Origin of the sequence: Mesorhizobium sp. M0410 (assembly GCF_040321435.1) — a bacterium.
Taxonomy (GTDB): domain Bacteria; phylum Pseudomonadota; class Alphaproteobacteria; order Rhizobiales; family Rhizobiaceae; genus Mesorhizobium.
The window spans coordinates 246,839-268,958 of the sequence record NZ_JAMYRN010000003.1; the positions used below are offsets into that span (position 1 = coordinate 246,839).

The window sequence follows — 22,120 nt, forward strand, 5'->3', positions numbered from 1 at the left end:
CCAGGCCCATTCGTGCCCGGCTGAGCTTGAGGGCGGACGCTATCATACAGCTTACGGGAATCTAACGGAAAACTTCCATGGAAAGTTATTTAAGAACAAATAACCAAGACAAGAATAGAACCACCGCCAATATGCATTGCAGCTAAACTGTTCTGGAAAACCCGGTCATCCGGTGTTGCGCATCACCCAGTGTTGCGCATCAATTGTCCAGTGCTTCCAGCTCGTCGATCAGTCCGCTGATCACGCCAAGCCCGATTTGCCAGAAGGCAGGGTCGGCCGCGTCGAGGCCGAACGGCGCCAGAAGCTCGGAATGATGCTTGGTGCCGCCGGCGCGCAGCATGGCAAAATATTTCTCCTGAAAACCGCGCTCGGCGTTCTGGTAGACCGCGTAGAGCGAGTTCACCAGGCAATCGCCGAATGCATAGGCATAGACGTAGAAAGGCGAGTGGATGAAATGCGGAATATAGGTCCAGAAAACCTCGTACCCCTCGCGCAGCTTGATCGCCGGCCCGAGGCTTTCCGCCTGCACTTCCAGCCAGAACTGGCCGAGCTTGTCGGAGGTCAATTCGCCGCTCTTGCGCTCGGCATGCACCTTGCGCTCGAACTCGTAGAAGGCGATCTGGCGCACGACGGTGTTGATCATGTCCTCGACCTTCTGGGCGAGCATGGCCTTGCGTTCGCGCTTGTCGGTGGTCTGCTCGAGCAGCGAGCGGAAGGTCAGCATCTCGCCGAACACCGATGCCGTTTCGGCCAGCGTCAGCGGCGTCGACGCCATCAAGGCGCCCTGGCCGCCGGCCAGCACCTGGTGCACGCCGTGGCCGAGCTCGTGCGCCAGCGTCATCACGTCGCGCGGCTTGCCCATGTAGTTGAGCAGCACATAGGGATGCGCCGAAGGCACGGTCGGATGCGCGAAGGCGCCAGGCGACTTGCCGGGTCTCACCGGTGCATCGATCCAGTTGCGGTCGAAGAAAGTTCTGGCGATCTCCGCCATGTCGGGCGAAAAGCGCTGGTAGGCGGAAAGCACGGTGTTCTTGGCCTCGTCCCAGCCGATGACCGCCTGCGGGGTCTCCGGCAGGGGCGCATTGCGGTCCCAGTGGTTCATCACCTCCATGCCGAGCCAGCGCGCCTTCATCGCATAATAGCGATGCGACAGGCGCGGATAGGCGTCGCGAACCGCGGCGGCGAGTGCATCCACCACGCTGCGTTCGACGCGGTTGGCGAGATGGCGGGAATCGGCAATATCCTCGAAGCCGCGCCAGCGGTCAGAAATCTCCTTGTCCTTGGCCAGCGTGTTGGTGACCAGCGTAAAGACGCGCAAATTCTTGCGGAAGGTCGTGGCCAGCGCCTCGGACGCCCGGCGGCGCACCTCGCTGTCTGCGTCCTGCAGGCGATTGAGCGCCGGCTCCAGCGTCAGCTCCTCGCCGTCGACGTCGAAGCGCAAATCGGTCATCGTCTCGTCGAACAGGCGGTTCCAGGCCCCGCGCCCGGTAATCGATTTTTCATGGAAGAGCTGCTCGATGCGGTCTTCGAGCTGATAGGGCTTGTCCTTGCGCAGATCGAGCACCCAGGGCCGGTAATGGGCGAAGGCCGGATCGGCGGCGAGTGCGGTTTCGATCGCGCCATCGTCGATGAGGTTCAGCTCGAGCGCGAAAAACAGCAGGTGCGCGCTGGCATCGGTCATCTTTTCCTGGATATCGCCATAGAGCTTGGCTCGCTGCGGATCCGACGTGTTGCCGGCATAGACAAGCCCGGCATAGGAGACGATGCGGCCGATCAGCTCCTCCAGCGCTTCATAGGCCTGAAGCGCCTCGCCAAGCCTGCCGGCGCTGCCACGCCCGGCCTCGGCGGCGAGCGTGCCTTTCCAACGGCTCTCGAAGGCGATGGCATCGGCGGCGGCCTTGGCGATGTCGCGCTTCAATTCGGGCGCTTCCATGCCCGAATAGAGATCGGCCAGATTCCATTCCGGCAGGTCGCCAAGCTCCGCCACGCCCTGACCGGGCGCCGCCGCCAGCTTTCGAGCAAAAACCATGCGCATTGCCGATCCTTCCAGACACAAAAATTCGAAGAAACGAGAAGCCGGTCAAATCCTAAGGAATTCATTCACCGGGTTTTTTGAAAGCTTATTTAGAACCCTGTGCCAAGATGATCCATAGGGCGCATTCTCGGGCGGGCACGGTCGGATCAGTCATGGCAGCTTCCATACTCATAGTCGATGACGATCCCGTGCAGCGCAGGCTGCTCGAGGCGGCGGTGACGAAATTCGGCCACACCGCGATCGTCGCCGATGGCGGCGAGGCGGGTCTCGAGTTAGTCGACGGACCCAATGCGCGCGACGTGTCGGTGGTCATCCTCGACCTTATGATGCCTGGGCTCGACGGCATCGGCGTGCTGAAGGCGATGCGCGAGCGTGGCATCCACATTCCCGTCATCGTGCAGACCGCGCAGGGCGGCATCGAAACCGTCGTTTCGGCAATGCGTCACGGCGCCTTCGACTTCGTCGTCAAGCCGGCCTCTCCCGACAGGCTGCAGGCGTCGATCGGCAACGCCCTCAAGGTCGAAGCGCTCGAAGGCGAAGTGAAGCGCTCGTCACGGCAGCGCGGCGGCCATCTGACGTTCAAGGACATGATCACCCACAGTCCGGCGATGGATCGGGTGATTCGGCTCGGCCGCAAGGCGGCGGCGTCCAACATTCCGATCCTGATCGAAGGTGAATCCGGCGTCGGCAAGGAACTGGTGGCGCGCGCCATCCAGGGCAGCGGCGACCGCCGCTCGAAACCTTTCGTCACCGTCAATTGCGGCGCCATCCCCGACAATCTGGTCGAATCGATTCTGTTCGGGCACGAGAAGGGTTCGTTCACCGGCGCCACCGAAAAACATACCGGCAAGTTCGTCGAAGCGCACACCGGCACGCTGTTCCTTGACGAAATCGGCGACCTGCCGCTCGACGTGCAGGTCAAGCTGTTGCGCGCGGTACAGGACGGCGAGGTCGATCCGGTTGGCGGGCGCTCGACCGTCAGGGTCGACATCAGGCTGATCTCGGCAACCCATCGCAACCTGCTGCAGCAGGTCAAGGACGGCAAGTTCCGCGAGGACCTATTCTATCGGCTGAACGTCTATCCAATCTTCGTGCCGCCATTGCGCGACCGTCGCGACGACATCCCCTATCTGGTGGAGCACTTCATGGAGAAGGTGGCGCCCGCCGATCCGCGCCACCGCCTGCGAGGCATCTCGGCTGCGGCGCTTACCATGCTGCAGGCCTATGACTGGCCGGGCAACATAAGGCAGCTCGAGAACGCCGTCTTCCGGGCCTCGGTGCTCGCCGACGGCGACATGCTGACCGAAGAGGAATTCCCGCAGATCCGGGCGCAGGTCGAGGGCACGGTCAATCTCGATTCGGGTATCGCCTTGCCCAATTCAGTGGGGCCAGCTTCAGGGTGGCCAGTTTCCGGGTTGGCTTCGGGAAGCCTGCCGCGTGATAACATATCGGCCGCTGGCGGCATCGCAGCCGCCGACGCCGATGCACCGGCCAAGCCTCGTTTCGGCACGCTGCGGGCGCTCGACGAGCGCGGCAATGTGCGTGCACTGGCCGACGTCGAACTCGAAATGATCAAGCTCGCCATCGATCACTACAACGGCCAGATGAGCGAAGTCGCCCGCCGCCTCGGCATCGGTCGGTCGACGCTCTACCGCAAGCTCAAGGAATACGGCATCGACCCGGAAACCGGCCGCGTCGAACGGCTCGCTTCCTGAGTCACAGGGCCAAGCCGGTTCGCATCCGGACATCATTCCACGCAACTGCGCCTCGAAATGATGTGCTCGCCACAGTGTTCACGTATTAAGGCGGACGGTAACAGATCGTGTTTCGAGCTGGCGCCAAAACATGATCTAAACCAGCGGTTTACCAAGATATCCGGCGCAATATTTTTGGCGGGATATCGCCACCGTGTTACCGCATTTCGGCTTCAATAAGCGATGATTAACCATTAGGATCGATATTCGGATGCACACACCACGCATCCGTTTGGTCAAATCCGGGGACAAAACGGCAGCCTGCAAGGCCTTTTGATTTGAACAGAATCGAACGACACGAAAACGGGCGGCATTATCACATGAGCGTCTGGCCGAGATGGCTGGCAGCGGTGATTGTTGCCGTCGGGTTCCTTGCAGCGGCGGCAACCGGCGCCAGCGCCGAGACACGTTCGCTGAAGCTCTATCATCTCCACACGCATGAAAAGGCGGAGATCGTCTACAAGCGCAACGGCCGCTACGATCAGGCGGGGTTGCGAAAGATCAACATCATCCTGCGCGACTGGCGTCGCAACGAGCCGACCAAGATGGATCCGCGTCTGCTGGACCTAGTCTGGGAAGCGTACCGGGAGAGCGGCGCCACCGATTACATCCAGGTCGTCTGCGGCTATCGTTCGCCGGCCACGAATTCGATGCTGCGCAGCCGCAGCAGGGGCGTCGCCGAGAAGAGCCAGCACATGCTCGGCAGGGCTATGGATTTCTACATTCCCGGTGTCCCATTGAAGAAGCTGCGAGATATCGGCCTCAGGATGCAGGGCGGCGGCGTCGGCTACTATCCCAGCTCCGGCTCGCCCTTCGTGCATATGGATGTCGGCAATGTGCGCCACTGGCCCGGCATCAGCCGCCAGGAACTGGCGCGCGTGTTCCCCAACGGCAAGACGCTGCATGTGCCGAGCGACGGCAAGCCGCTGCCTGGTTATCAACAGGCGCTCGCCTCCTACAAAGCCCGCAAGGGCGCCGGCGCGCCGGCCATTGAACTGGCCAGCGCAAGCGGCGGCAAAAAATCCCACGGGTTCCTGGCAGCCTTGTTCGGCGGTGGCGACGACGAGGCGGACGACAGCGCCGATGTGGCGATGGCCGAGCCGGCACCAAAGCCCCGTAACGTGAAGCCGGCGCCGTCCGCCAAGAGCAGCAACCTGCCTGGTATTGCCATCGTGGCGCCTCAGGATGCCAAGCGCGCCGAGATTCCGGACGTCGCCGATGCTCCGGCGCCTGAACCGGAGAACGACACGCCGGAGACGATCATCGCGGCATTGCCGGCGCGCAGCATTCCGCTGCCGGATTTTGCTCCGCGTCCGAAGACCGACGTCGGCGCTCAGCCGCCTGAAAACGTTCCGTTCGGCGTGGCGGATGCGGCTGGATCGACTGAACAGGCGGTGGCGACCGCGCAAGCGCCGGCAAGCGTGGCGCCGGCAAGTGTTCCGTTCGGCATAGCAGACCCGTCTGTCGCTGCCGGCCCGGTGCAGGTCGCGGCAAACAACATTCCCGTGCCGAGCTGGCGGCCCGATCATTCGCTGCCGGCCGATCTGTCGCCGGCGGGTCTTGCGCCGCAGGACAAGCAAGTGTTGCTGGCGCTGGCGAGTGCGGCAGAGCGGAGCAACACCGCCACCGACGCATTCTCGGTATTGCCGTCGGCGCGGCCCGACACTTCCCAGCCCGACGAGGTCAAGGCCGTTCTGGAAAGGGTCAGCGCGACCGACGAATACAAGGTCGCGTCGCTTTCCGAGCAAGCATCGGTGTTCGAGGAACCGGCTAGCGACGACCGGGCCTCGAACGACGGGGCATCGCCGCGCGAGGCCATCGTTGCCCGCCCGGCCGGCTCCGATCCGGCTGCCGTCATCGGTGCAGGCGTGAAGACCACACGCAAGGAACCCAGGGCAACCGCCCGCGACCTGAAACCCGGCCCCAAGCCGGTGGTGGTCGCCGCCGCGCCGCAGGCCGCCCGTTGGGCGCTGCACAGCGGTGAGTATGTAGCAACCGTCTCAGATGCGACAACGGCGCCGCGCTACGCCTACGACTTCGTCCGTACGGCGCCGAGCGAGGTCTATACGGTAGGCTTCCAGCCGGGCAACGAGATGGCCGACGCCAACCGGTTCACCGGCAAAGCCGTCAAGTTCATGTCGGTGGCACGCTTCAAGACCGAGTAGGCCCCGCTCGGCACCTCGCGCGGCTGCCTCCACGCCGACACTGGCTTCCTTCATCCCGGGATGCTAACCAGCGGTCAGCATTCTCCCGCTTCGTCTAATGGTAGGACAGCGCCCTTTGAAGGCGTGAATCGTGGTTCGAGTCCATGAGCGGGAACCAGCCGGCGAACGAGATCGGCGGCGACTTTGATGCAGAAGATGCTAGCGCCCGAGCTTGCTTGCCGCGCGTGCCAAGGCTTCGATCTCGTCCCATTTGCCGGCCTTGACCAGATCGTCCGGCGCCACCCAGGAACCGCCGACGCAGATGACGTTGGGCAGGCTGAGATAATCGGCGGCGTTCTTGCCGGTGATACCGCCGGTCGGGCAGAATTTCACGTCGGCAAGCGGCGAGGCGAAAGCCTTGAGCGAGGCAATGCCGCCCGACTGTTCGGCCGGGAAGAATTTCAGAAAGCGCAGGCCGGCTTCGCGCGCGGCCATGACCTCTCCCGGCGTGATGGCGCCGGGCAGCAACGGTACATCGCTGTCGTTGGCTGCCGCGAGAAGCTCGCGGGTGATGCCGGGGCTGACGATGAACTTCGAACCGGCGGCCGCCGCCGCGCCGAACTGCCGGGCGTCCAGGATGGTGCCGGCGCCGACGACGGCGTCTTCGACCTCGCCCGCCACCCGGCGGATCGCCTCCAGCGCGTCGGCGGTGCGCAGCGTAATCTCGATCGCCGGCAGGCCGCCGCGGGCCAGCGCCCGGGCCAGCGGCACCGCGTCGGCGGGATTGGCGATCTTCAGCACTGGTATGACCGGCTGGCCGTTGAGGAGCGACAGGAGCTTTTCGGTCGTGCTGGGCATTCGTCTTCATCTCCTCTGTTGATCAAGTCGATCGGTTAGCAGAAGGCGATTTTTCTGTCCACGAAACGCGGCGTGTCGCGATGTCACGCGTGGTGTTCGAAACCTCCCGGCTCTGCCTTGATCCGGCTGTCGTGAGCGTTTAGTGGCTTGGTGATGACACCGCCCAGCCAAGCCTTCCGCGTTGCGGCGCTTTACCGCTTCGCCCGGCTCGACACCTTCGAGGCGCTGCGCGCGCCGCTTGCTGCCTTCTGCTGCGCACGTGGCATCAAAGGCACGCTGCTGTTGGCGCGAGAGGGCATCAACGGCACGGTCGCCGGCAGTGAAACGGCAATCGCCGCGCTCATCGATCATCTCGAACCCATCGACGGTCTCGCCGGCCTCGAGATCAAATTCAGCAGCGCCGCAACGATGCCGTTCCACCGCATGAAGGTGCGGTTGAAGCGCGAGATCGTCACCATGGGCGTGGACAATATCGATCCGGCAGGTGCAGGCACCTATGTCGCGCCGGCCGACTGGAATGCACTGATCTCGGATACGGGTACCATCGTCATCGACACGCGCAACGCCTACGAGGTGTCGCTCGGCACCTTCAAGGGCGCTGTCGATCCCGCCACCAACAGCTTCCGCGAATTCCCGGCCTGGGTCGAGCAGCATCGGCACGAGCTCGACGGGCGCAAGGTCGCCATGTTCTGCACCGGCGGCATACGCTGCGAGAAGGCGACGGCCTATGTGAAGTCGCTAGGCTTCGAGGATGTGTTCCACCTCAAGGGCGGTATTCTGAAATATCTCGAGGACGTCCCCACCGAACAGAGCCTGTGGCAAGGCGAATGCTTCGTCTTCGACGAGCGCGTTTCGGTGTCGCACGGGCTGGTCGAAGGCGAGGCCGAACTTTGCCGCGCCTGTCGGCATCCGCTAGCCGCAGAAGACCGGCTGTCGCCGAGATATGCTACCGGCGTTTCATGCCCGCATTGCTTCGATGCCCGTTCGGACGAAGATCGCGCCCGTTACGCCGAGCGCCAGCGCCAGGTCGAGTTGGCGCAAGCACGCGGGGACCGCCACATCGGAAGTTAGCTCACGTGAAGCAACTTCACGTCAAGCAACAGAGAAGCGATCGATGACCCACAGCCATGTCCCGTCGTTCTGCCGGCGCGCCACCTCGGTGGTGATCGTGCCGTCGGGAAGCCGGGTCGAGGTGAGCGCCAGGTCGCCATTGACGACAGCCGGACGCTGATCTCCGGATTGAAATTTTCGGCCGGTTGCGGTGATCTCCGCGAACAGCGCCCGGATGGCTTCGCGGCCGAACGTCAGCTGTCCGCCACCGCTGTCGATGACTGCATGCGGCTCAAAAAGCGCGGCCATGCCGTCAATATCCCCGATCCATTGCCGTGAAATCAGCAGGCGCTCCAGTTCCTGGGGGTCGCGTGCCGGTTCGCGGTCAGTCTCATCGGTCATGCCAGGCTCCTCTCAAGCGACATGCCGCGACATTAGTTGAAGTCGAGGGCGGTTTCGACACGTCCAATGTCCAAGCGCCACGTGTTTTTGGGCGCGGAAGGAGGCTGCAGCTCTTTGATTTCTGCGTGTAATCCCAGCAGATGTCGGTGCGAGGTCATGCGTGGCACCGGGCAAAAGGATGCACCCCGTCATTGTAATGTCAAACTGCGGGACCTAGGTCTTCGACGTCCAAACCTGCCCGCGCACCTTCGGCCGGGCCAATTCTGGAGGCATAGATGTTCGATCCCAAGAAGCTCCTCGACGATCTGCTCGGCTCGCAAATTCCTGGCACCGGATCGACCGTTCGCGACAAGGCTGGGCAGGCGGTGCAGATGGCCAAGGACAATCCGCTTGCCGCCGGTGCGCTGGCCGCGGTGCTGCTCGGAACCGGCCCAGGCCGTCAGGTCACCGGTGCGGCGGTGAAGCTTGGTGGGTTGGCTGCGATCGGCGGCCTCGCCTACAAGGCCTACCAGAACTACAAGAACGGCAACGCGCCGGCCGAGACGCAAGCTGCAGGCGAACCGGAATTGCTGCCGCCGCCGGCCGATACCGCCTTCCATCCGTCGCAAGCGCCGCAGGGCGAAGACGAATTCACGCTGACGCTGGTCAGGGCGATGATCTCGGCGGCGAAGGCCGACGGCCACGTCGATGACGAAGAGCGGCAGAAGATCGCCGGCAAGCTCAGCCTCGCCGGCGTCGGCGCCGAAGCGGAGAAATTCCTGATGTCGGAACTGGAGGCGCCGCTCGATCTGGATGTGCTGATCGCAGGAGCCAAGACCGATGCGCAAAAGCTGGAACTCTACACCGCCTCGCGTCTTGCCATCGATCCGGACACGCGGGCCGAACGCGGCTATCTCGACCTGCTTGCCGGCCGTCTCGGCCTGCCGGATGCACTGGTCGACCATGTCGAGGCGACGGTGACGGCGGCGAAGGTGCCGGCAGCGGGCAGCACAGCCAAGCCGGTCGCAGGCTCGCGCTGGTAGCTCGAAAGAGGAAGCCTGGGAACTCGGCGCCGTTGGCGTTAGCTTCTCGTTAACCGCGGAAGCGCATGATTTCAGGCAGTCGGATCGGCTTTCCTCCTCCCATGCCCGGTTCGGATCAGGGGCGGTCGCCAACGGCCGCCCTTTTTGTGAGCACAGGCTTTGGGCCGGCTTGCCATGGTTCTCGCCATTTGCGATGCCTCATCCCTTTCAGGGAGTACAGCCATGACCGACTATAAAACCGCCATCGTCACCGGCGCCGGCACGGGCATCGGCAAGAGCGTCGCCACAGCGCTGCTCAAGGCCGGCTGGAATACGGTCTTCTGCGGTCGCCGCAAGCCGGTGCTGGAGGATGCGATCGCCGCGGCCGGGCCGACGCGGGCCAAGGCATTGGCCTTCGCCTGCGACATCAGCAAGGCCGATCAGGTCGACGATCTGTTCGAGACGGTGGCAGCGGCTTTCGGGCGCGTCGACCTGCTCTTCAACAATGCCGGCACGAGCTACAAATCGACATTGATCGACGACATCCCGGTCGAAGTGTGGAACGATATCGTCGGGGTCAATCTCACCGGCTCGTTCCTGTGTGCTCGCGCCGCGTTCGGCGCCATGCGCAGGCAGCAGCCGATGGGCGGCCGCATCATCAACAACGGCTCGGTATCGGCCTATGCGCCACGGCCGGGCTCGGTGCCCTATACGGCGACCAAGCACGCCATCACCGGGCTGACCAAGACGCTGGCGCTGGACGGCAGGCCCTTCGACATTGCTTGCGGTCAGATCGACATCGGCAACGCGCTGACCGACATGGCGCAAGCGATGACGGTCGGCGTGCCGCAAGCCAACGGCACCATTGCCGCCGAAGCGGTGATGGATGTCGAGCGCGTCGCCGATGCGGTCCTCCATATGGCCAGCCTGCCGCTCGACGCCAACGTGCTGTTCATGACCGTGATGGCGACGAAGATGCCATTTGTCGGGCGGGGCTAAATTAGTCTCACCCGGTGAAATCAGGGCCGGGTGACCGGAAGCGGCACGCCGGGTAAATATAGCGAAATCGGGCGGATTTCGTAGACGGCGGTCGGATTGACGCGGCGAAGGTCGCGCGCAATGTCGATAGCGGCGTCACGGTTGGCACAGTCGACGACATAGAGCCCCAGCAATTGTTCCTTGGTCTCGGCGAAGGGGCCGTCGATAACCATTCCGGTGCCTGGCCCGCGCAAGGTGCAGGCGTCTTGTGTCGCGCCGAGCCGGGCCGCAGGCCCAAGGGTGCCTTGACGGTAGAGCCGATCGTTGATCTGGAGAAGATCGGTCATCAGCGCCGCATCCTGCTCAGGCGTCAGCGCCGTGATCGCTTCTTCCTCGTGATAGGCAAGAATGGCATAGAACATCTGGCGTCTCCTTTCGTCGTCCTCACTTCGCCAGGAACGCCTCGATCCGCTCCAGCGCGCGCAGGATGTTCTCTTCGGAATTCGCGTAGGACAGCCTGACATAGCCTTCGCCGAGAATGCCGAAATCGGGGCCGCCGATCAGCGCCACGCCGGCATCCTCGAGCAGCGCCGAGGCGAGCTTCTTGGCCTTCCAGCCGGTCTTGGAAACATTGGGGAAGGCATAGAAGGCGCCTTTCGGCGTGATGCATGAAATGCCGGGCAAGGCATTCAACCCCTCAACCACGACCTTCCTGCGGCGGTCGAAGGCGCGCATCATCTTGTCGACGTCGTCCTGCGGGCCGTCGATGGCGGCTATGCCGGCATACTGGCTCGGCGCGTTGACGCAGGACCAGCAATTGACCGCCAGCTTGCGCACCTTGTCATAGAGATGCGCGCCCTTGTCGCCGTTCGGCCAGATCGACCAGCCCATGCGCCAGCCGGTCATCACCCAGGTCTTCGACCAGCCGTTGAGGACGATCAGCCGATTACGGATTTCGGGGAAGGTGAGCAGCGAACAGTGCGTCTCGCCGTCATAGGTCATCACGTCGTAGATCTCGTCGGAGAGGATGGCGACGTCCGGGTGTGCTGCCAGGCCCCTGACCAGCTTCTCGATCTCGGCTCGGGGGGTGACGCCGCCGGTCGGGTTGGCGGGCGAGTTGAGGATCAGCAGCCTGGTCTTCGGGGTGATCAGCGCCAGTGTCTCCGCAGCCGAAAAGGCAAAGCCGTTCTCCTCGCGCATCGGCACCGGGATGGGGGCAGCGCCAGTGAACTCGATCATCGAGCGGTAGATCGGAAAGCCGGGATCAGGATAGAGAATTTCGGCGCCCGGCTCGCCGAACATCAGGATCGCCGCGAACATTGTCGGCTTGCCGCCGGGCAGGATCATCACCGCTTCCGGCGAGACTTCGACGCCGGTGGTGGCCAGTGTGCGGCGTACCACCGCTTCGCGCGTCGCCAGCAGGCCGTTGGCCGGCGTATAGCCGTGATGGCCGTCGCGCAGCGCCTTGATCGCCGCCTCGACGATATGCTGCGGCGTCTTGAAGTCGGGCTGGCCGATGCCGAGATTGACGATGTCGCGGCCTTGATGGGCAAGTGCCGTGGCGCGCGCCAGCACCGCGAACGCATTTTCCTCGCCGAGGCGGTCGAAGGCCGAAATCGTGTGGAGCATTTTTCCCGTCCGTGTGGTTCTTTCAGCGAGCGTGCGTTTTTGTGAGCGTCCGCCCGAAAAAGTCAACGGATCGGAGCTTCGCGTGTCGGAAAATCTCAAGAATTGGCAACCGCGCCCGCGGCCGGAACGCAAGGTGCTGGAGGGACGAACTGTCAGGCTTGAGCCGCTTAACGCTGAAAAGCACGGCGACGGCTTGTTTGAAGCATCTTCGGTGCCCGACATAGATGGCCGCTTCGCCTGGCTGCCCGACTACCCCCCGCAGACCCGTGCCGCCTTCCAGCCCTGGCTGGACAAGGCCGAAGCCAGCGAGGACCCGCTGTTCTTCACCGTCATCGACAAGGCCAGCGGAAAAATTGCCGGACGCCAGACGCTGATGCGCATCGACGCCGCCTATGGCGTGATCGAGATCGGCAACATCTATTGGGGTCCGCTGATCTCGCGTAAGCCGGCGGCGACGGAAGCGCAGTTCCTATTCATGAAATACATCTTCGATGAGCTTGGCTATCGCCGCTACGAATGGAAATGCAACAACCGCAACGAGCCGTCGAAGCGCGCGGCGGAACGTTTCGGCTTCAAGTTCGAGGGCATTTTCCGCCAGCATCTTGTGGTCAAGGGCGAAAACCGCGATACCGCGTGGTACTCGATCATCGACAAGGAGTGGCCGGCATTGCGCAGAGCCTATGAGGCATGGCTCGATCCGGCCAATTTCGAGGGCGACGGCCGGCAGAAGCGACGGCTCGAGGATTTTCGCGCTGAGTTCGGCGCCTGACCATGATCCCGAAAAGTGGACGCCGGTTTTCGGATAAGATCATGGTCAAACATGAAGACAGAGCCTCCGTCCCGGGTCTGCCGGGATGGATCAGGCTCTAGCAGGAGCTCATAGATGGCGCATACCCACGACCATGCTGCGCAGGGCCACGACCACAGCCATGGCGCAGGTGATGTGCACGGCTCGACCGACAAGAAGCGCGTGCTGATCGCTGCTTGCTTGACCGCCGGCTTCATGGTTGCGGAGACGCTGGGCGCCATCTTCACCGGCTCATTGGCGCTGCTGGCGGATGCCGGCCATATGCTTGCCGATTGCGTCGCGCTCGGCCTGGCCTGGTATGCCTTTCATCTTGCGAGCCGGCCGGCGACCGTGCGCCTCACCTACGGTTTCGGCCGGGTCAAGACGCTGGTCGCCTACACCAACGGCATCGCCATCTTCGCCATTGCGCTGTGGATCGTCTACGAGGCTTGGGGCCGCTTGCTAGCGCCGGCTCCGGTGCTCGGCGGGCCGATGCTGGTCGTCGCGATCGCCGGCCTGCTGGTCAATCTCGGCTCGTTCTACGTGCTGCACGGCGGCGACCGCGGCAGCCTGAATATGCGCGGCGCCATTTTGCATGTGCTGGGCGATCTGCTCGGCTCGGCGGCGGCGATCGTCGCGGCGCTGGTGATCCTGGCGACGGGCTGGACACCTATCGATCCGATCCTGTCGGTCCTGGTCTCGCTGCTGATCCTGTCCACGGCCTGGTCGCTGATGCGCGAGGCTGCCCACGTCCTGCTCGAAGGCGTGCCTGCAAGCCTCGACCGCGACCTGATCGCGAGGGACATCGAAGGTTCGATCAAGGGCGTGCGCGAGGTACATCACATGCATGTCTGGTCGCTCGACGGCTCCAGCAACATGGCGACGTTGCATGCCTGCCTCAATGACGGCGTCGACGCGCATATGGCGGTAAGCGCGATCAAGAAGCGGCTTGCGGCGGAACATGGCATAGCCCATGCCACGGTCGAACCGGAATTCGGTCAATGTGCAGACAGACATGAGTATGATGACGAGCACGAGCATGCGCATGACACGGCAGCGCACCGCGGCCATTATCACTGACTTCGGGAGTTCTGGGCATTGGCAACGATCGACATGAACTCTCGCCGCCCTGGTGCCGCGTGATGGACCGCGACACTCGCAATGCGGCGATCGGCGCCGCCTGGGTTTTGCTGCTGTTCGGCATCGCAGCCTATAATCTTCCAACAGTGATGCTGGCGGTCGGCAAGATCTCGACGGTTCTTGCCGGCGTCGTCGCGGCGATCTTCATGGTGGCAATCTTCGTCGTGTTCTGGCTGCGTAGCCGCAGCCAGCGCAAAAAGGGAAAGTGACATGCGCATTCTGATTACCGGCGCGGCAGGCATGGTCGGCCGCAAACTCATCGCCAGGTTGGCCAAGGACGGGGCGCTCGGCGGCCGCAAGATCGCCGCGCTCGATCTTCACGATATCGTGCCGCCGCAAGCACCGGTGCTCGAAGGTGTCAGCATTACCCCCCACACCGGCGACCTTGCCGCGCCGGGCGCGACGACAAATCTGGTCGCGCTGCGCCCCGACGTGATCTTTCATCTCGCCGGCGTGGTGTCGGGCGAGGCGGAGGCCAATTTCGATCTCGGCTACCGCGTCAATCTCGACGGCACAAGGGCGCTGTTCGATGCCATAAGGCTGGCGGGGTTTGCGCCGCGCGTCGTCTTCACCTCGTCGATCGCCGTGTTCGGCGCACCGTTTCCCGACGTCATTCCGGACGAGTTCCACCCGACGCCGCTGACCTCCTACGGCACGCAGAAGCTGATCGGCGAGGCGCTGCTTGCCGACTATACGCGCCGCGGTTTCTTCGACGGCATCGGCATCAGGCTGCCGACCATCTGCGTCAGGCCGGGAAAGCCGAACAAGGCGGCCTCGGGCTTCTTCTCCGGCATCATCCGCGAGCCGCTGAGCGGCCATGAAGCGATCCTGCCGGTGCCGCGCTCGGTCATCCATACACACGCCAGCCCGCGTTCGGCGGTGAATTTCCTGATCCATGCGGCTCAGATCGACGGTGCCGCCGTCGGACCGCGCCGCAACCTGACGATGCCGGGCGTCGCCGTCAGCGTCGGCGAGCAGATCGAAGCGCTGGAGCGTGTCGCCGGCGCCAAGGCGGTGAAACTGATCCGCGAGGAGCCCGACGAGACGATCTGGGCTATCGTCAAGGGCTGGCCGACACGCTTCGAGGCGCAGCGCTCGAGGGACCTTGGCTTTGCCGCCGAGACGAGCTTCGACGAGATCATACGCGTCCATATCGAGGACGAGTTGGGCGGCAATATCCCTAGTTAAAGCGCTCCGATCGGACGCAACGAGGTCAGGCGCCGGTCAGGCTGGCCGAGAGCAGCAGCAGGCCGAACAGGAAGACGAAGGCGGCGCCGCCGATCTCGACGAAGGAATGGATGCGGTTGCCCATGCGGCCGTCGCCGGCGAAATACACCGCCCAGTTCTTGGCGGTCACCGCAAGCGTTGCCAGGGCCGAGACGGTGATTGCGGTGCCGAGGGCCATGGCCAGCACCGACAGGATGCCGCCGAACCATAGCCCGTTCAGCAAGGCGAAGCTCAGCACGATCAGCGCGCCGGAGCAGGGGCGGATGCCGACGGCAGCGACAGCCGACCAGGCCGTGCGCCAATCGAAGCGATCGCCGGAAAGCAGCGCCGGGTCGGGCGCATGCGAGTGGCCGCAGGTCTCGCAGACCTCGCCCGCCGCATGGCTGTGGTGATCGTGCGCAGCATGGGCGTGGTCGTGTGCGCCGTGGTCATGATGGTCGTGCGCATGGTCGTGATCGTCATGCGCATGAAGCGCGTGGGAATGTGCCGCATGGGCATGCGCGGAATGTGAATGGCCGGCATGTGAATGGCCGGCATGGGCAGCCGAGAGGCTGTAGCCGGGGCTTGCGCCGAACAGGCGAAGGATGGCCGGGCCGGCCTTGCGCCAAAGCAGCCAGGCGCCGAACAGGGTGACGAAGACATAGCTCATGATTTCGAGGAACCATGCGGCGTCGGTCATCGATATCGCGGTGCCGCGCAACACGAAATAGGCGAGCAGCATCACCACGATCGCGGTCAGCGCCTGCAGCAGGGCCGAGACGAAGGACAGCATGATGCCGCGCTTGAGCGCCACCTCATTGGCCACCATGTAGGACGAGATCACCGCCTTGCCGTGACCGGGGCCGGCGGCGTGGAAAATGCCATAGGCAAAGGACAGGCCGATGAGCAGCCACAGCCTGCTGCCATCCTGGTTCATCGCGCCGGCAAGCGCATGATAGAATTCCTGCTGGCGCAGATTGATCCACATCAGGATGTGGGCGAACGGGCCGGTGGCGGTTGGAGCCATGCCGTCATTGGTGCCGATGCCCAGCGAACTCTGGGCGTGGGCGGAGCCGAGAAAGTGCGTCATCACAAAGGCGGCGGCCAGAAGACCGAATGCCAAACGCAGGGACGGTTTCGCCACTGGATCTATCCTTCCGGCTGACAGGTCAGTTCGAGCTTGGTGGCAAAGATCTTGCTCATGTCGGTACCTGTCGGATCGTTGAAGAAGGCCTCGGTCAGGGTCTTCTGGTTTTCGGCGATCGCCTCGTCCGGGTTGGGGCGGACAACCTTGCTGGTGCAGGCCGGCGGCAAGCCATCGACCTGCAGATTGGCATCCTCGGTGAAATCGATCGCGGTGTAGAAGGTCGGATCGTAGACGCCGATATCGATCTTGCCGCTAAGTTTGATCGGCACCTTCGGTTCGGATTCAAACAGGATGATCAGCTGGTCATTATCGAAATTGGCCATCAGATGCGGCGGCGGGGTCATTGCCACGTCCTTGCCGTCGACGGTGACGAGCTGGAAGTAGTTGAATTCGGCAAGCGAGGCATGGACGGTGTCGGCAACATCCTTCAGCTCCTTGTCGTCGAGCTTCAGGTCGGAATTCTTGTCGAACTCCATCATCACCGTGCTCGAAAACAAATCGTCGAACCGCCAGACATGGCGCAATGCCTTCACAGTTTGGTGATCCGGGCCCAGGACCACTTCGAGGCGGGCTTCGGCGAAGACGTGGGGATGCACCTCAGCCGGTCCGACGGCGGCAAACGTCGCGGTCAAGGCCGAAGCCAGCATGATGGCTTGCTGTTTCAGGTGCATTCTCGGTCGCGATTCAATCGGCTTCGGTGAATTGCCGACAGTTACCAGAAAGGGGGCGAAAATGGGACCGCAAGGCGGCTGAAAGCTCATGCGTTGTCCAGCGCCTTGAACCACTGCACCAGGAAGTCGACGAAAACGCGAACTTTCGCAGGCAGATAGCGCCGGTGCGGATAGACGGCGAAAATGCCGCCACCAGGCAGGATGCGGTCATCCAGCGCAGTCACCAGCTTGCCGCTTTCGATGTCGGGCGCGGCGATGAAATCCGGCAGGATGGAAAACCCCAAGCCCGCCACGGCCGCCGCCCTTGCCGTCATCGGGCTGTTGACCTCCATCGGGCCGGAGACCGAAACGCTCACCGTATCGCCACTGTCGCCCTTGAAAGGCCAGTTGGTCAGCCAGCGGCCATTGGTGTCGATAATGCAAGGCACACGCGCAAGATCCTGCGGCCTGACCGGCATGCCGTGCTTGGCGATCAGCTCGGGAGACGCGCAAAGCCGCACCGAAAACGGCGCCAGGCGCCTGGCGATCAACGAGGAATTTTCCAGCCGCGAAATGCGCACCGCCAGATCGAAGCCCTCCTCGACCAGATCGACGAAACGGTCGTCGAGTTGAACGTCGAGTACGATATCGGGATGCTGCTTGGCGAAGTCGATCAGCGACTGGCCGATCGGCGCGTCGGCGAAAGTGCGCGGCGCCGATAGCTTGATCCTGCCGCGCACGTCGCCGGAGGATTCGCGCACCGCATCGGCAAGGCTGTCGACCTCGCGCACGATCTCCGAGGCGCGCCGGTAATAGGTGTGGCCCGCCTCGGTCAGGGAGAACTGCCTGGTGGTCCGGTTGAGCAGCAGTGCGCCGAGTTCGTCCTCCAGTTCGCGCACATATTTCGACAGCAGCGCCTTCGAGCGGCCGATCTTGCGCGCCGCCGCCGAAAAGCCTTCGGCCTCGACCACGTCGATGAAGGCGCGCATGCGGGTCAGCGTATCCATGTCATGCGCCTCCTTGGTGGGCTGAAAGGATGCGGGCGGCCAGCGCAATCAACTGCCGGTCGCTGTTCTTCGGACCGAGCAGCGAAAGCCCGAACGGCGCCCCGCCGACCTTGCCGAGCGGCAGCGTGATCTGCGGAAAGCCGGACAGGCCGGAAAGACACAGCAATCTCAGCGCGCGCTCGCGATAGGCCTGCAAATCGTCGAATGACGCGGCCTTGAGCGGCGCGGCACCCGGCGCGGTCGGCAGCACAAGAACGCCGTCATCGCCAAGCAGGCCGGCAAGCGCGAGGCGAAACGAAACGCGACGTTCCGTTTCACGTTGTGCGGTTGCCGCGTCGATGGTCGCGCCGTGCTCGAAACGCTCCTTGACCCCGGGTCCGAGCATGCGGTCGCCGCCGGCGATCCAGGCGCCGTGACTTTGCCAGGCTTCATAGCCTTGCAGCTTGCGCAAGCACCAATAGAGATCGTCGGTGGAATGCGACAGCGGGCCGACGGTGCGCGGTGCGCCCAGCACGGACGCGACACTGCGGACCATGGCGCGATATTCCGCGGCCTCCAGCGTGCCGAGCACGAGGCCGTCCAGTGCATCGAGAGCGATGGGGCGCCTCAGTTCGTGGCGATGCGGATCGTCGCCGAGCAGCAGCGTGCCGACCTTTTCATAGATGACGATGTCGCTTGCGAACCAGCCGAACGTGTCCAGCGAAGGCGCCAGCGGCATGGCGCCGTCGAGCGAGATGCGGCCATGCGTCGTCCTCAGGCCGATCAGGCCGCAGAAGCTTGCCGGCGCACGGATCGAGCCGCCGGTGTCGGACCCGGTGGCGATGTCGGCCAGCCCGCCGGCGACTGCCGCGGCAGAACCAGAGGACGAGCCGCCGGTGACGCGGTCGGGTGCTGCCGGGTTGACCGGCGACGGGAAATGCGCGTTCAACCCAAGCAGGGAAAATGCGAGTTCGTCGGTCTGCGTCTTGCCGACGAAGCGCGCGCCCGAATCAAGCAGCGCCTGGACGGCCGGCGCGGTCGCCATGGCCGGTGAAGCGTCCCGGTACTTCTGCGGGTTGCCGCAGCCGGTGCGGTAGCCGGCGACGTCGAAGATGTCCTTGACGGCCAGCCGCAAGCCGGCAAGCGGGCCGGATTGCGCATTGGCTACAGGGATTGGATCAAGGTCGAGAAAAGCGTTCAGCGGGCCGCGAGTGCCTGTCATGCGTTCGATATCCGGATGTGCTTGCCGCAGCATTTTTCTTCTGGTTGCCGCAGCATTGTTCGATGCCACAAATTTTACAACCTGCCATACGATTTTTATTGATTGTGAAATCTTTCGATCTTATATCGCGCTTGCCCAAAGTCGCACGTGCGTGTGGGTGTCCGCCGATCCTCGAATGGTGAGGGCAATCGGTAAGGTAACTGGAGCCAACCCCTCCAGTCGGTTTAGCGGCCAACCGCCAACCGAGGACACCTTGAAGCAACGACGGTGCGGGCCTTTCTGGTGTTCTGCCGGTCGTCCAAAGACCGGGGTTACTGAAGAGGCACACCTTCATTGCCGGCAGTGCGGACGGGCCTCCCATCCAAGCCAAGGCAGACAAAGCGAACCGAGGCCGGGCAAGGCCAAGGTTCACCGCCGCGAGACGGCGCTTCATGGTTCCGGGGTCTCCACCGGCTGGTTCCATGGATTTGACGTCCCGCCTTTGTCCACCGCGTGTTCGCGAGGCCGAGAGCCCGCGTCCGCAAGCCTTTGTGCGCGCCGAAAGGCGCTGATGGAGAGACCCGATGGCTACCCAGCGCATCCTTGACTTTCTCGCCACCCGACGTCCAAACGGCCCGTGCCTCGTCGTCGACCTCGATGTCGTGCGCGACAATTTCCGCGCCTTCGAGAAGGCGCTTCCCGATTCCAAGATCTACTATGCGGTGAAAGCAAATCCGGCGCCGGAAATCCTGCGCCTGCTTGCTGCGATGGGCTCGTCCTTCGACACCGCTTCCGTTGCCGAAGTCGAGATGGCGATGGACGCCGGTGCGCCGGCGGACCGCATCTCCTTCGGCAACACCATCAAGAAGGAGCGCGACATCCAGCGCGCCTACCAGCTCGGCATCCGGCTGTTTGCGGTGGACTGCGTCGAGGAAGTCGAGAAGATCGCACGTGCTGCTCCCGGCGCCCGTGTGTTCTGCCGCGTCCTGACCGACGGCGAGGGCGCCGAATGGCCGCTGTCGCGCAAGTTCGGCTGTGTGCCGGCGATGGCGGTCGACGTGCTGCGCCATGCCAAGGCGCTCGGCCTCGACGCCCATGGCGTGTCGTTCCATGTCGGCTCGCAGCAGACCGACCTGACTGCCTGGGATCGCGCGCTCGCCGATGCCAAGAAGGTGTTCGCGACGCTGGCCGACGAAGGCATCGTGCTGAAGATGGTCAATATGGGCGGCGGCTTCCCGACCCGCTATCTCAGGGATGTGCCGGTGGCTCAGGCCTATGGCCAGGCGATCTTCTCGGCGCTCAGGAAGCATTTCGGCAACGCCATCCCCGAGACGATCATCGAGCCGGGCCGCGGCATGGTCGGCAATGCCGGGGTGATCAAATCGGAGGTCGTGCTGATCTCGAAGAAGGCCGACAACGACAATGTGCGCTGGGTGTTCCTCGACATCGGCAAGTTCGGCGGTCTCGCCGAGACAATGGACGAGGCGATCCGCTATCCGATCGTCACCGCGCATGACGGCAGCGAGACCGCGCCTTGCGTGCTCGCCGGCCCGACCTGCGATTCGGCCGACGTGATGTATGAAAAGACGCCGTATCCGCTGCCCTTGTCACTGACCATCGGCGACGAGGTGCTGATCGAGGGCACCGGCGCCTACACGACGACCTACGCCTCGGTCGCCTTCAACGGCTTCGAGCCTCTCCGATCCTACGTGATCTGAAGGCTTCGGCCCTCAGATCACCCCGAGGTGGGCGCCTTTCGCCTGCCCGGGTTCGCCTGTGGAACAGATCTCCGCTCGTGAAGGATCGCGGAAATGGACATTGTAGATTTCATTGTTGAAGGCGCCTGGCTGGTCTCCCCCCTTGAGGGGGAGATGGCCGCGAAGCGGCCAGAGGGGGTCGGTTCGGCTGCGTCGACCTCTCTTGGACTGTGCGGGGCCAGCGCTTCACGCGCGGCAACCCCCTCTGTCGCCTGCGGCGACATCTCCCCCTCAAGGGGGGAGATAACCGGCGCTTTTGCGATCGTCGCCGAAACTGCGGCAGATATTGCATCGCGCGAGGCTTTGCTCGATCGCGCCATGGGGCCGAAGCGCCGGAAAAAGTCGTCGGAAAAGCTGCGGCGCGGCCGCCGGCCTTCGGAGGGCCTGGCCTTTGTCGCGCGCGACGCGTCGGGCACTGTTGCCGGCACGGTACGGCTGTGGGACGTGGTACTGGGCGAAGGCGGCAAGACAGCGTTGCTGCTCGGCCCGCTTGCGGTCGACCCGGCGCTCAAGAATGCCGGCATTGGCTCGGCGCTGATGCACCACGCGATCGCTGAGGCCGCGCGCCTTGGCCATGCGGCGATCCTGTTGGTCGGCGACGCGCCCTACTACAAGCGCTTCGGGTTCTCGGCCGCGAAGACCGGCCCTCTGGCCATGCCGGGACCTTACGAACGGCACCGCTTGCTGGCGCTGGAACTGGTGGAAGGCGCGCTCGACGGCGCGCAAGGCACGCTGAAGGCGGCCGGGCGCAAGCTGAAGGCACAGCGGCTGCCGCTCGCTGCGTGACGGATCAGAAACAAGCCGCCCATTGCACGGCGGCTCGTTTTCATCCCGGACCGGAGTGGATCAGCCGATCAGCTGGCTGAGCGCCATGGCGACGCTCATGTCGCCTTCGACCTTTATCTTGCCGGACATGAAAGCCATGGTCGGGTTGAGATCGCCTGAGATCAGCGAGTCCAAATCGTCGAGCGACAGCTTTATCGTGCAATCGGCCGGCGCATCGGTGGTCGAGACATCGGCGCCGTCGATGACGATGACGCCGTCGCTGCCGGTGTCGAATTTCACGGAGCGATCGAACCCGGCGCTCGCCACGCGCGACTTGATCTTGTCGGCAATCTCCTGAACGCCCATGGCGGTTCTCCTCGTCTCGTTGCGTTTGTCGCACATTGGCACTTCGATCCGCGACACTTCGATCTGGCCGAAGTCGCCGTCTTGCGCATTTCGCGATCACGGTCGCCGGCGCATATAGCTTCGGGTTGACGTTTACGTCAACGCGGCTCCCCGAGATGAAGATGGGGTTTATCGCCGCAGCATCACGCGGGCATGACACCTTGGCGGCCGGCATGTTGCCATGCGATGTTGCCGAGGGTATCAGGCACCACTCCCCCCTTGGAT

General features: G+C 63.7%; 21 protein-coding genes and 1 tRNA gene. 12 read left to right on the plus strand and 10 right to left on the minus strand.

Annotated elements, in window-relative coordinates:
- Positions 1 to 199: 199 nt before the first annotated feature.
- Positions 200 to 2,035 (minus strand): M3 family oligoendopeptidase, encoded by a 1,836-nt coding sequence (locus NKI63_RS05340; protein WP_352688052.1) that lies wholly within the window; start codon positions 2,033 to 2,035, stop codon positions 200 to 202.
- Between the two features lie 152 nt (positions 2,036 to 2,187).
- Here NKI63_RS05340 and NKI63_RS05345 point away from each other — a divergent pair, with 152 nt between their 5' ends.
- From NKI63_RS05345 to NKI63_RS05355, 3 genes are all read left to right on the plus strand, one after another.
- Positions 2,188 to 3,750, plus strand: a complete 1,563-nt coding sequence (locus NKI63_RS05345; protein ID WP_352820659.1) for a sigma-54-dependent transcriptional regulator — start codon at positions 2,188 to 2,190, stop codon at positions 3,748 to 3,750.
- Positions 3,751 to 4,109: 359 nt separating this feature from the next.
- Positions 4,110 to 5,954: a peptidoglycan L,D-endopeptidase MepK gene (gene mepK / locus NKI63_RS05350; RefSeq protein ID WP_352736985.1), complete on the plus strand. Its 1,845-nt coding sequence runs from the start codon at positions 4,110 to 4,112 to the stop codon at positions 5,952 to 5,954.
- Between the two features lie 83 nt (positions 5,955 to 6,037).
- Positions 6,038 to 6,111 (plus strand) — tRNA-Gln (locus NKI63_RS05355).
- Between the two features lie 41 nt (positions 6,112 to 6,152).
- Here the strand turns inward: NKI63_RS05355 and NKI63_RS05360 are convergent.
- Positions 6,153 to 6,791, minus strand: coding sequence for a 2-dehydro-3-deoxy-phosphogluconate aldolase (locus tag NKI63_RS05360; RefSeq protein ID WP_352752549.1), 639 nt, complete (start codon positions 6,789 to 6,791; stop codon positions 6,153 to 6,155).
- Between the two features lie 153 nt (positions 6,792 to 6,944).
- Between NKI63_RS05360 and trhO the strand changes: the two genes are divergently transcribed.
- Positions 6,945 to 7,862 (plus strand): oxygen-dependent tRNA uridine(34) hydroxylase TrhO, encoded by a 918-nt coding sequence (gene trhO / locus NKI63_RS05365; protein WP_352776978.1) that lies wholly within the window; start codon positions 6,945 to 6,947, stop codon positions 7,860 to 7,862.
- Positions 7,863 to 7,883: 21 nt separating this feature from the next.
- On the opposite strand, the gene NKI63_RS05370 is transcribed toward trhO, so the two are convergent.
- The gene (locus NKI63_RS05370; RefSeq protein ID WP_352820662.1) at positions 7,884 to 8,243 is read right to left on the minus strand and encodes a YybH family protein; all 360 of its coding nucleotides are present in this window, start codon (positions 8,241 to 8,243) and stop codon (positions 7,884 to 7,886) included.
- A gap of 275 nt (positions 8,244 to 8,518) precedes the next feature.
- Between NKI63_RS05370 and NKI63_RS05375 the strand changes: the two genes are divergently transcribed.
- Together NKI63_RS05375 and NKI63_RS05380 are read left to right on the plus strand one after the other, a co-directional pair.
- Complete coding sequence (locus NKI63_RS05375) at positions 8,519 to 9,265, plus strand: tellurite resistance TerB family protein (protein WP_352469546.1); 747 nt, start codon at positions 8,519 to 8,521, stop codon at positions 9,263 to 9,265.
- Between the two features lie 222 nt (positions 9,266 to 9,487).
- Positions 9,488 to 10,243 carry an SDR family oxidoreductase gene (locus tag NKI63_RS05380; protein WP_352688061.1) on the plus strand — a complete coding sequence of 252 codons (756 nt, stop codon included), beginning with the start codon at positions 9,488 to 9,490 and terminating at the stop codon, positions 10,241 to 10,243.
- 20 nt (positions 10,244 to 10,263) lie between these two features.
- On the opposite strand, the gene NKI63_RS05385 is transcribed toward NKI63_RS05380, so the two are convergent.
- Both NKI63_RS05385 and NKI63_RS05390 read right to left on the minus strand, forming a co-directional pair.
- Positions 10,264 to 10,644, minus strand: coding sequence for a YciI family protein (locus NKI63_RS05385; RefSeq protein ID WP_254816974.1), 381 nt, complete (start codon positions 10,642 to 10,644; stop codon positions 10,264 to 10,266).
- A 22-nt stretch (positions 10,645 to 10,666) separates the two neighbouring features.
- Entirely contained in the window at positions 10,667 to 11,851 is a 1,185-nt protein-coding gene (locus NKI63_RS05390) for a pyridoxal phosphate-dependent aminotransferase (protein WP_352820664.1), read from the minus strand.
- Between the two features lie 82 nt (positions 11,852 to 11,933).
- Here NKI63_RS05390 and NKI63_RS05395 point away from each other — a divergent pair, with 82 nt between their 5' ends.
- The 4 genes from NKI63_RS05395 (at position 11,934) to denD (ending at position 14,966) form a co-directional block, all read left to right on the plus strand.
- Positions 11,934 to 12,620, plus strand: a complete 687-nt coding sequence (locus NKI63_RS05395; RefSeq protein WP_352647573.1) for a GNAT family N-acetyltransferase — start codon at positions 11,934 to 11,936, stop codon at positions 12,618 to 12,620.
- A gap of 114 nt (positions 12,621 to 12,734) precedes the next feature.
- A complete protein-coding gene (locus NKI63_RS05400) occupies positions 12,735 to 13,718 on the plus strand; it encodes a cation diffusion facilitator family transporter (RefSeq protein WP_352736981.1) in 984 nt (327 codons plus the stop codon).
- Between the two features lie 62 nt (positions 13,719 to 13,780).
- The gene (locus NKI63_RS05405) at positions 13,781 to 13,987 is read left to right on the plus strand and encodes a hypothetical protein (RefSeq protein ID WP_254816978.1); all 207 of its coding nucleotides are present in this window, start codon (positions 13,781 to 13,783) and stop codon (positions 13,985 to 13,987) included.
- Position 13,988: 1 nt separating this feature from the next.
- Positions 13,989 to 14,966, plus strand: a complete 978-nt coding sequence (gene denD, locus NKI63_RS05410; RefSeq protein ID WP_352702815.1) for a D-erythronate dehydrogenase — start codon at positions 13,989 to 13,991, stop codon at positions 14,964 to 14,966.
- 25 nt (positions 14,967 to 14,991) lie between these two features.
- Here denD and NKI63_RS05415 read toward each other — a convergent pair whose 3' ends face one another.
- The 4 genes from NKI63_RS05415 to NKI63_RS05430 all read right to left on the minus strand — a co-directional run bounded on the left by NKI63_RS05415 (position 14,992) and on the right by NKI63_RS05430 (position 18,989).
- The gene (locus NKI63_RS05415) at positions 14,992 to 16,137 is read right to left on the minus strand and encodes a nickel/cobalt transporter (protein ID WP_352820724.1); all 1,146 of its coding nucleotides are present in this window, start codon (positions 16,135 to 16,137) and stop codon (positions 14,992 to 14,994) included.
- Positions 16,134 to 16,802, minus strand: coding sequence for a DUF1007 family protein (locus NKI63_RS05420; RefSeq protein WP_254816980.1), 669 nt, complete (start codon positions 16,800 to 16,802; stop codon positions 16,134 to 16,136). The genes NKI63_RS05415 and NKI63_RS05420 overlap by 4 nt, the downstream gene beginning before the upstream one ends.
- Before the next feature lie 86 nt (positions 16,803 to 16,888).
- Positions 16,889 to 17,788: a LysR family transcriptional regulator gene (locus NKI63_RS05425; protein WP_352688077.1), complete on the minus strand. Its 900-nt coding sequence runs from the start codon at positions 17,786 to 17,788 to the stop codon at positions 16,889 to 16,891.
- A 1-nt stretch (position 17,789) separates the two neighbouring features.
- Positions 17,790 to 18,989: an amidase gene (locus tag NKI63_RS05430; RefSeq protein ID WP_352820667.1), complete on the minus strand. Its 1,200-nt coding sequence runs from the start codon at positions 18,987 to 18,989 to the stop codon at positions 17,790 to 17,792.
- A gap of 563 nt (positions 18,990 to 19,552) precedes the next feature.
- Between NKI63_RS05430 and odc2 the strand changes: the two genes are divergently transcribed.
- Together odc2 and NKI63_RS05440 are read left to right on the plus strand one after the other, a co-directional pair.
- Positions 19,553 to 20,686 (plus strand): ornithine/lysine decarboxylase, encoded by a 1,134-nt coding sequence (gene odc2, locus NKI63_RS05435; protein ID WP_352506312.1) that lies wholly within the window; start codon positions 19,553 to 19,555, stop codon positions 20,684 to 20,686.
- A gap of 261 nt (positions 20,687 to 20,947) precedes the next feature.
- Positions 20,948 to 21,511: a GNAT family N-acetyltransferase gene (locus NKI63_RS05440; RefSeq protein WP_352688095.1), complete on the plus strand. Its 564-nt coding sequence runs from the start codon at positions 20,948 to 20,950 to the stop codon at positions 21,509 to 21,511.
- A 60-nt stretch (positions 21,512 to 21,571) separates the two neighbouring features.
- On the opposite strand, the gene NKI63_RS05445 is transcribed toward NKI63_RS05440, so the two are convergent.
- Positions 21,572 to 21,856 carry an SCP2 sterol-binding domain-containing protein gene (locus NKI63_RS05445; protein ID WP_352688081.1) on the minus strand — a complete coding sequence of 95 codons (285 nt, stop codon included), beginning with the start codon at positions 21,854 to 21,856 and terminating at the stop codon, positions 21,572 to 21,574.
- Between the last annotated feature and the right edge of the window lie 264 nt (positions 21,857 to 22,120).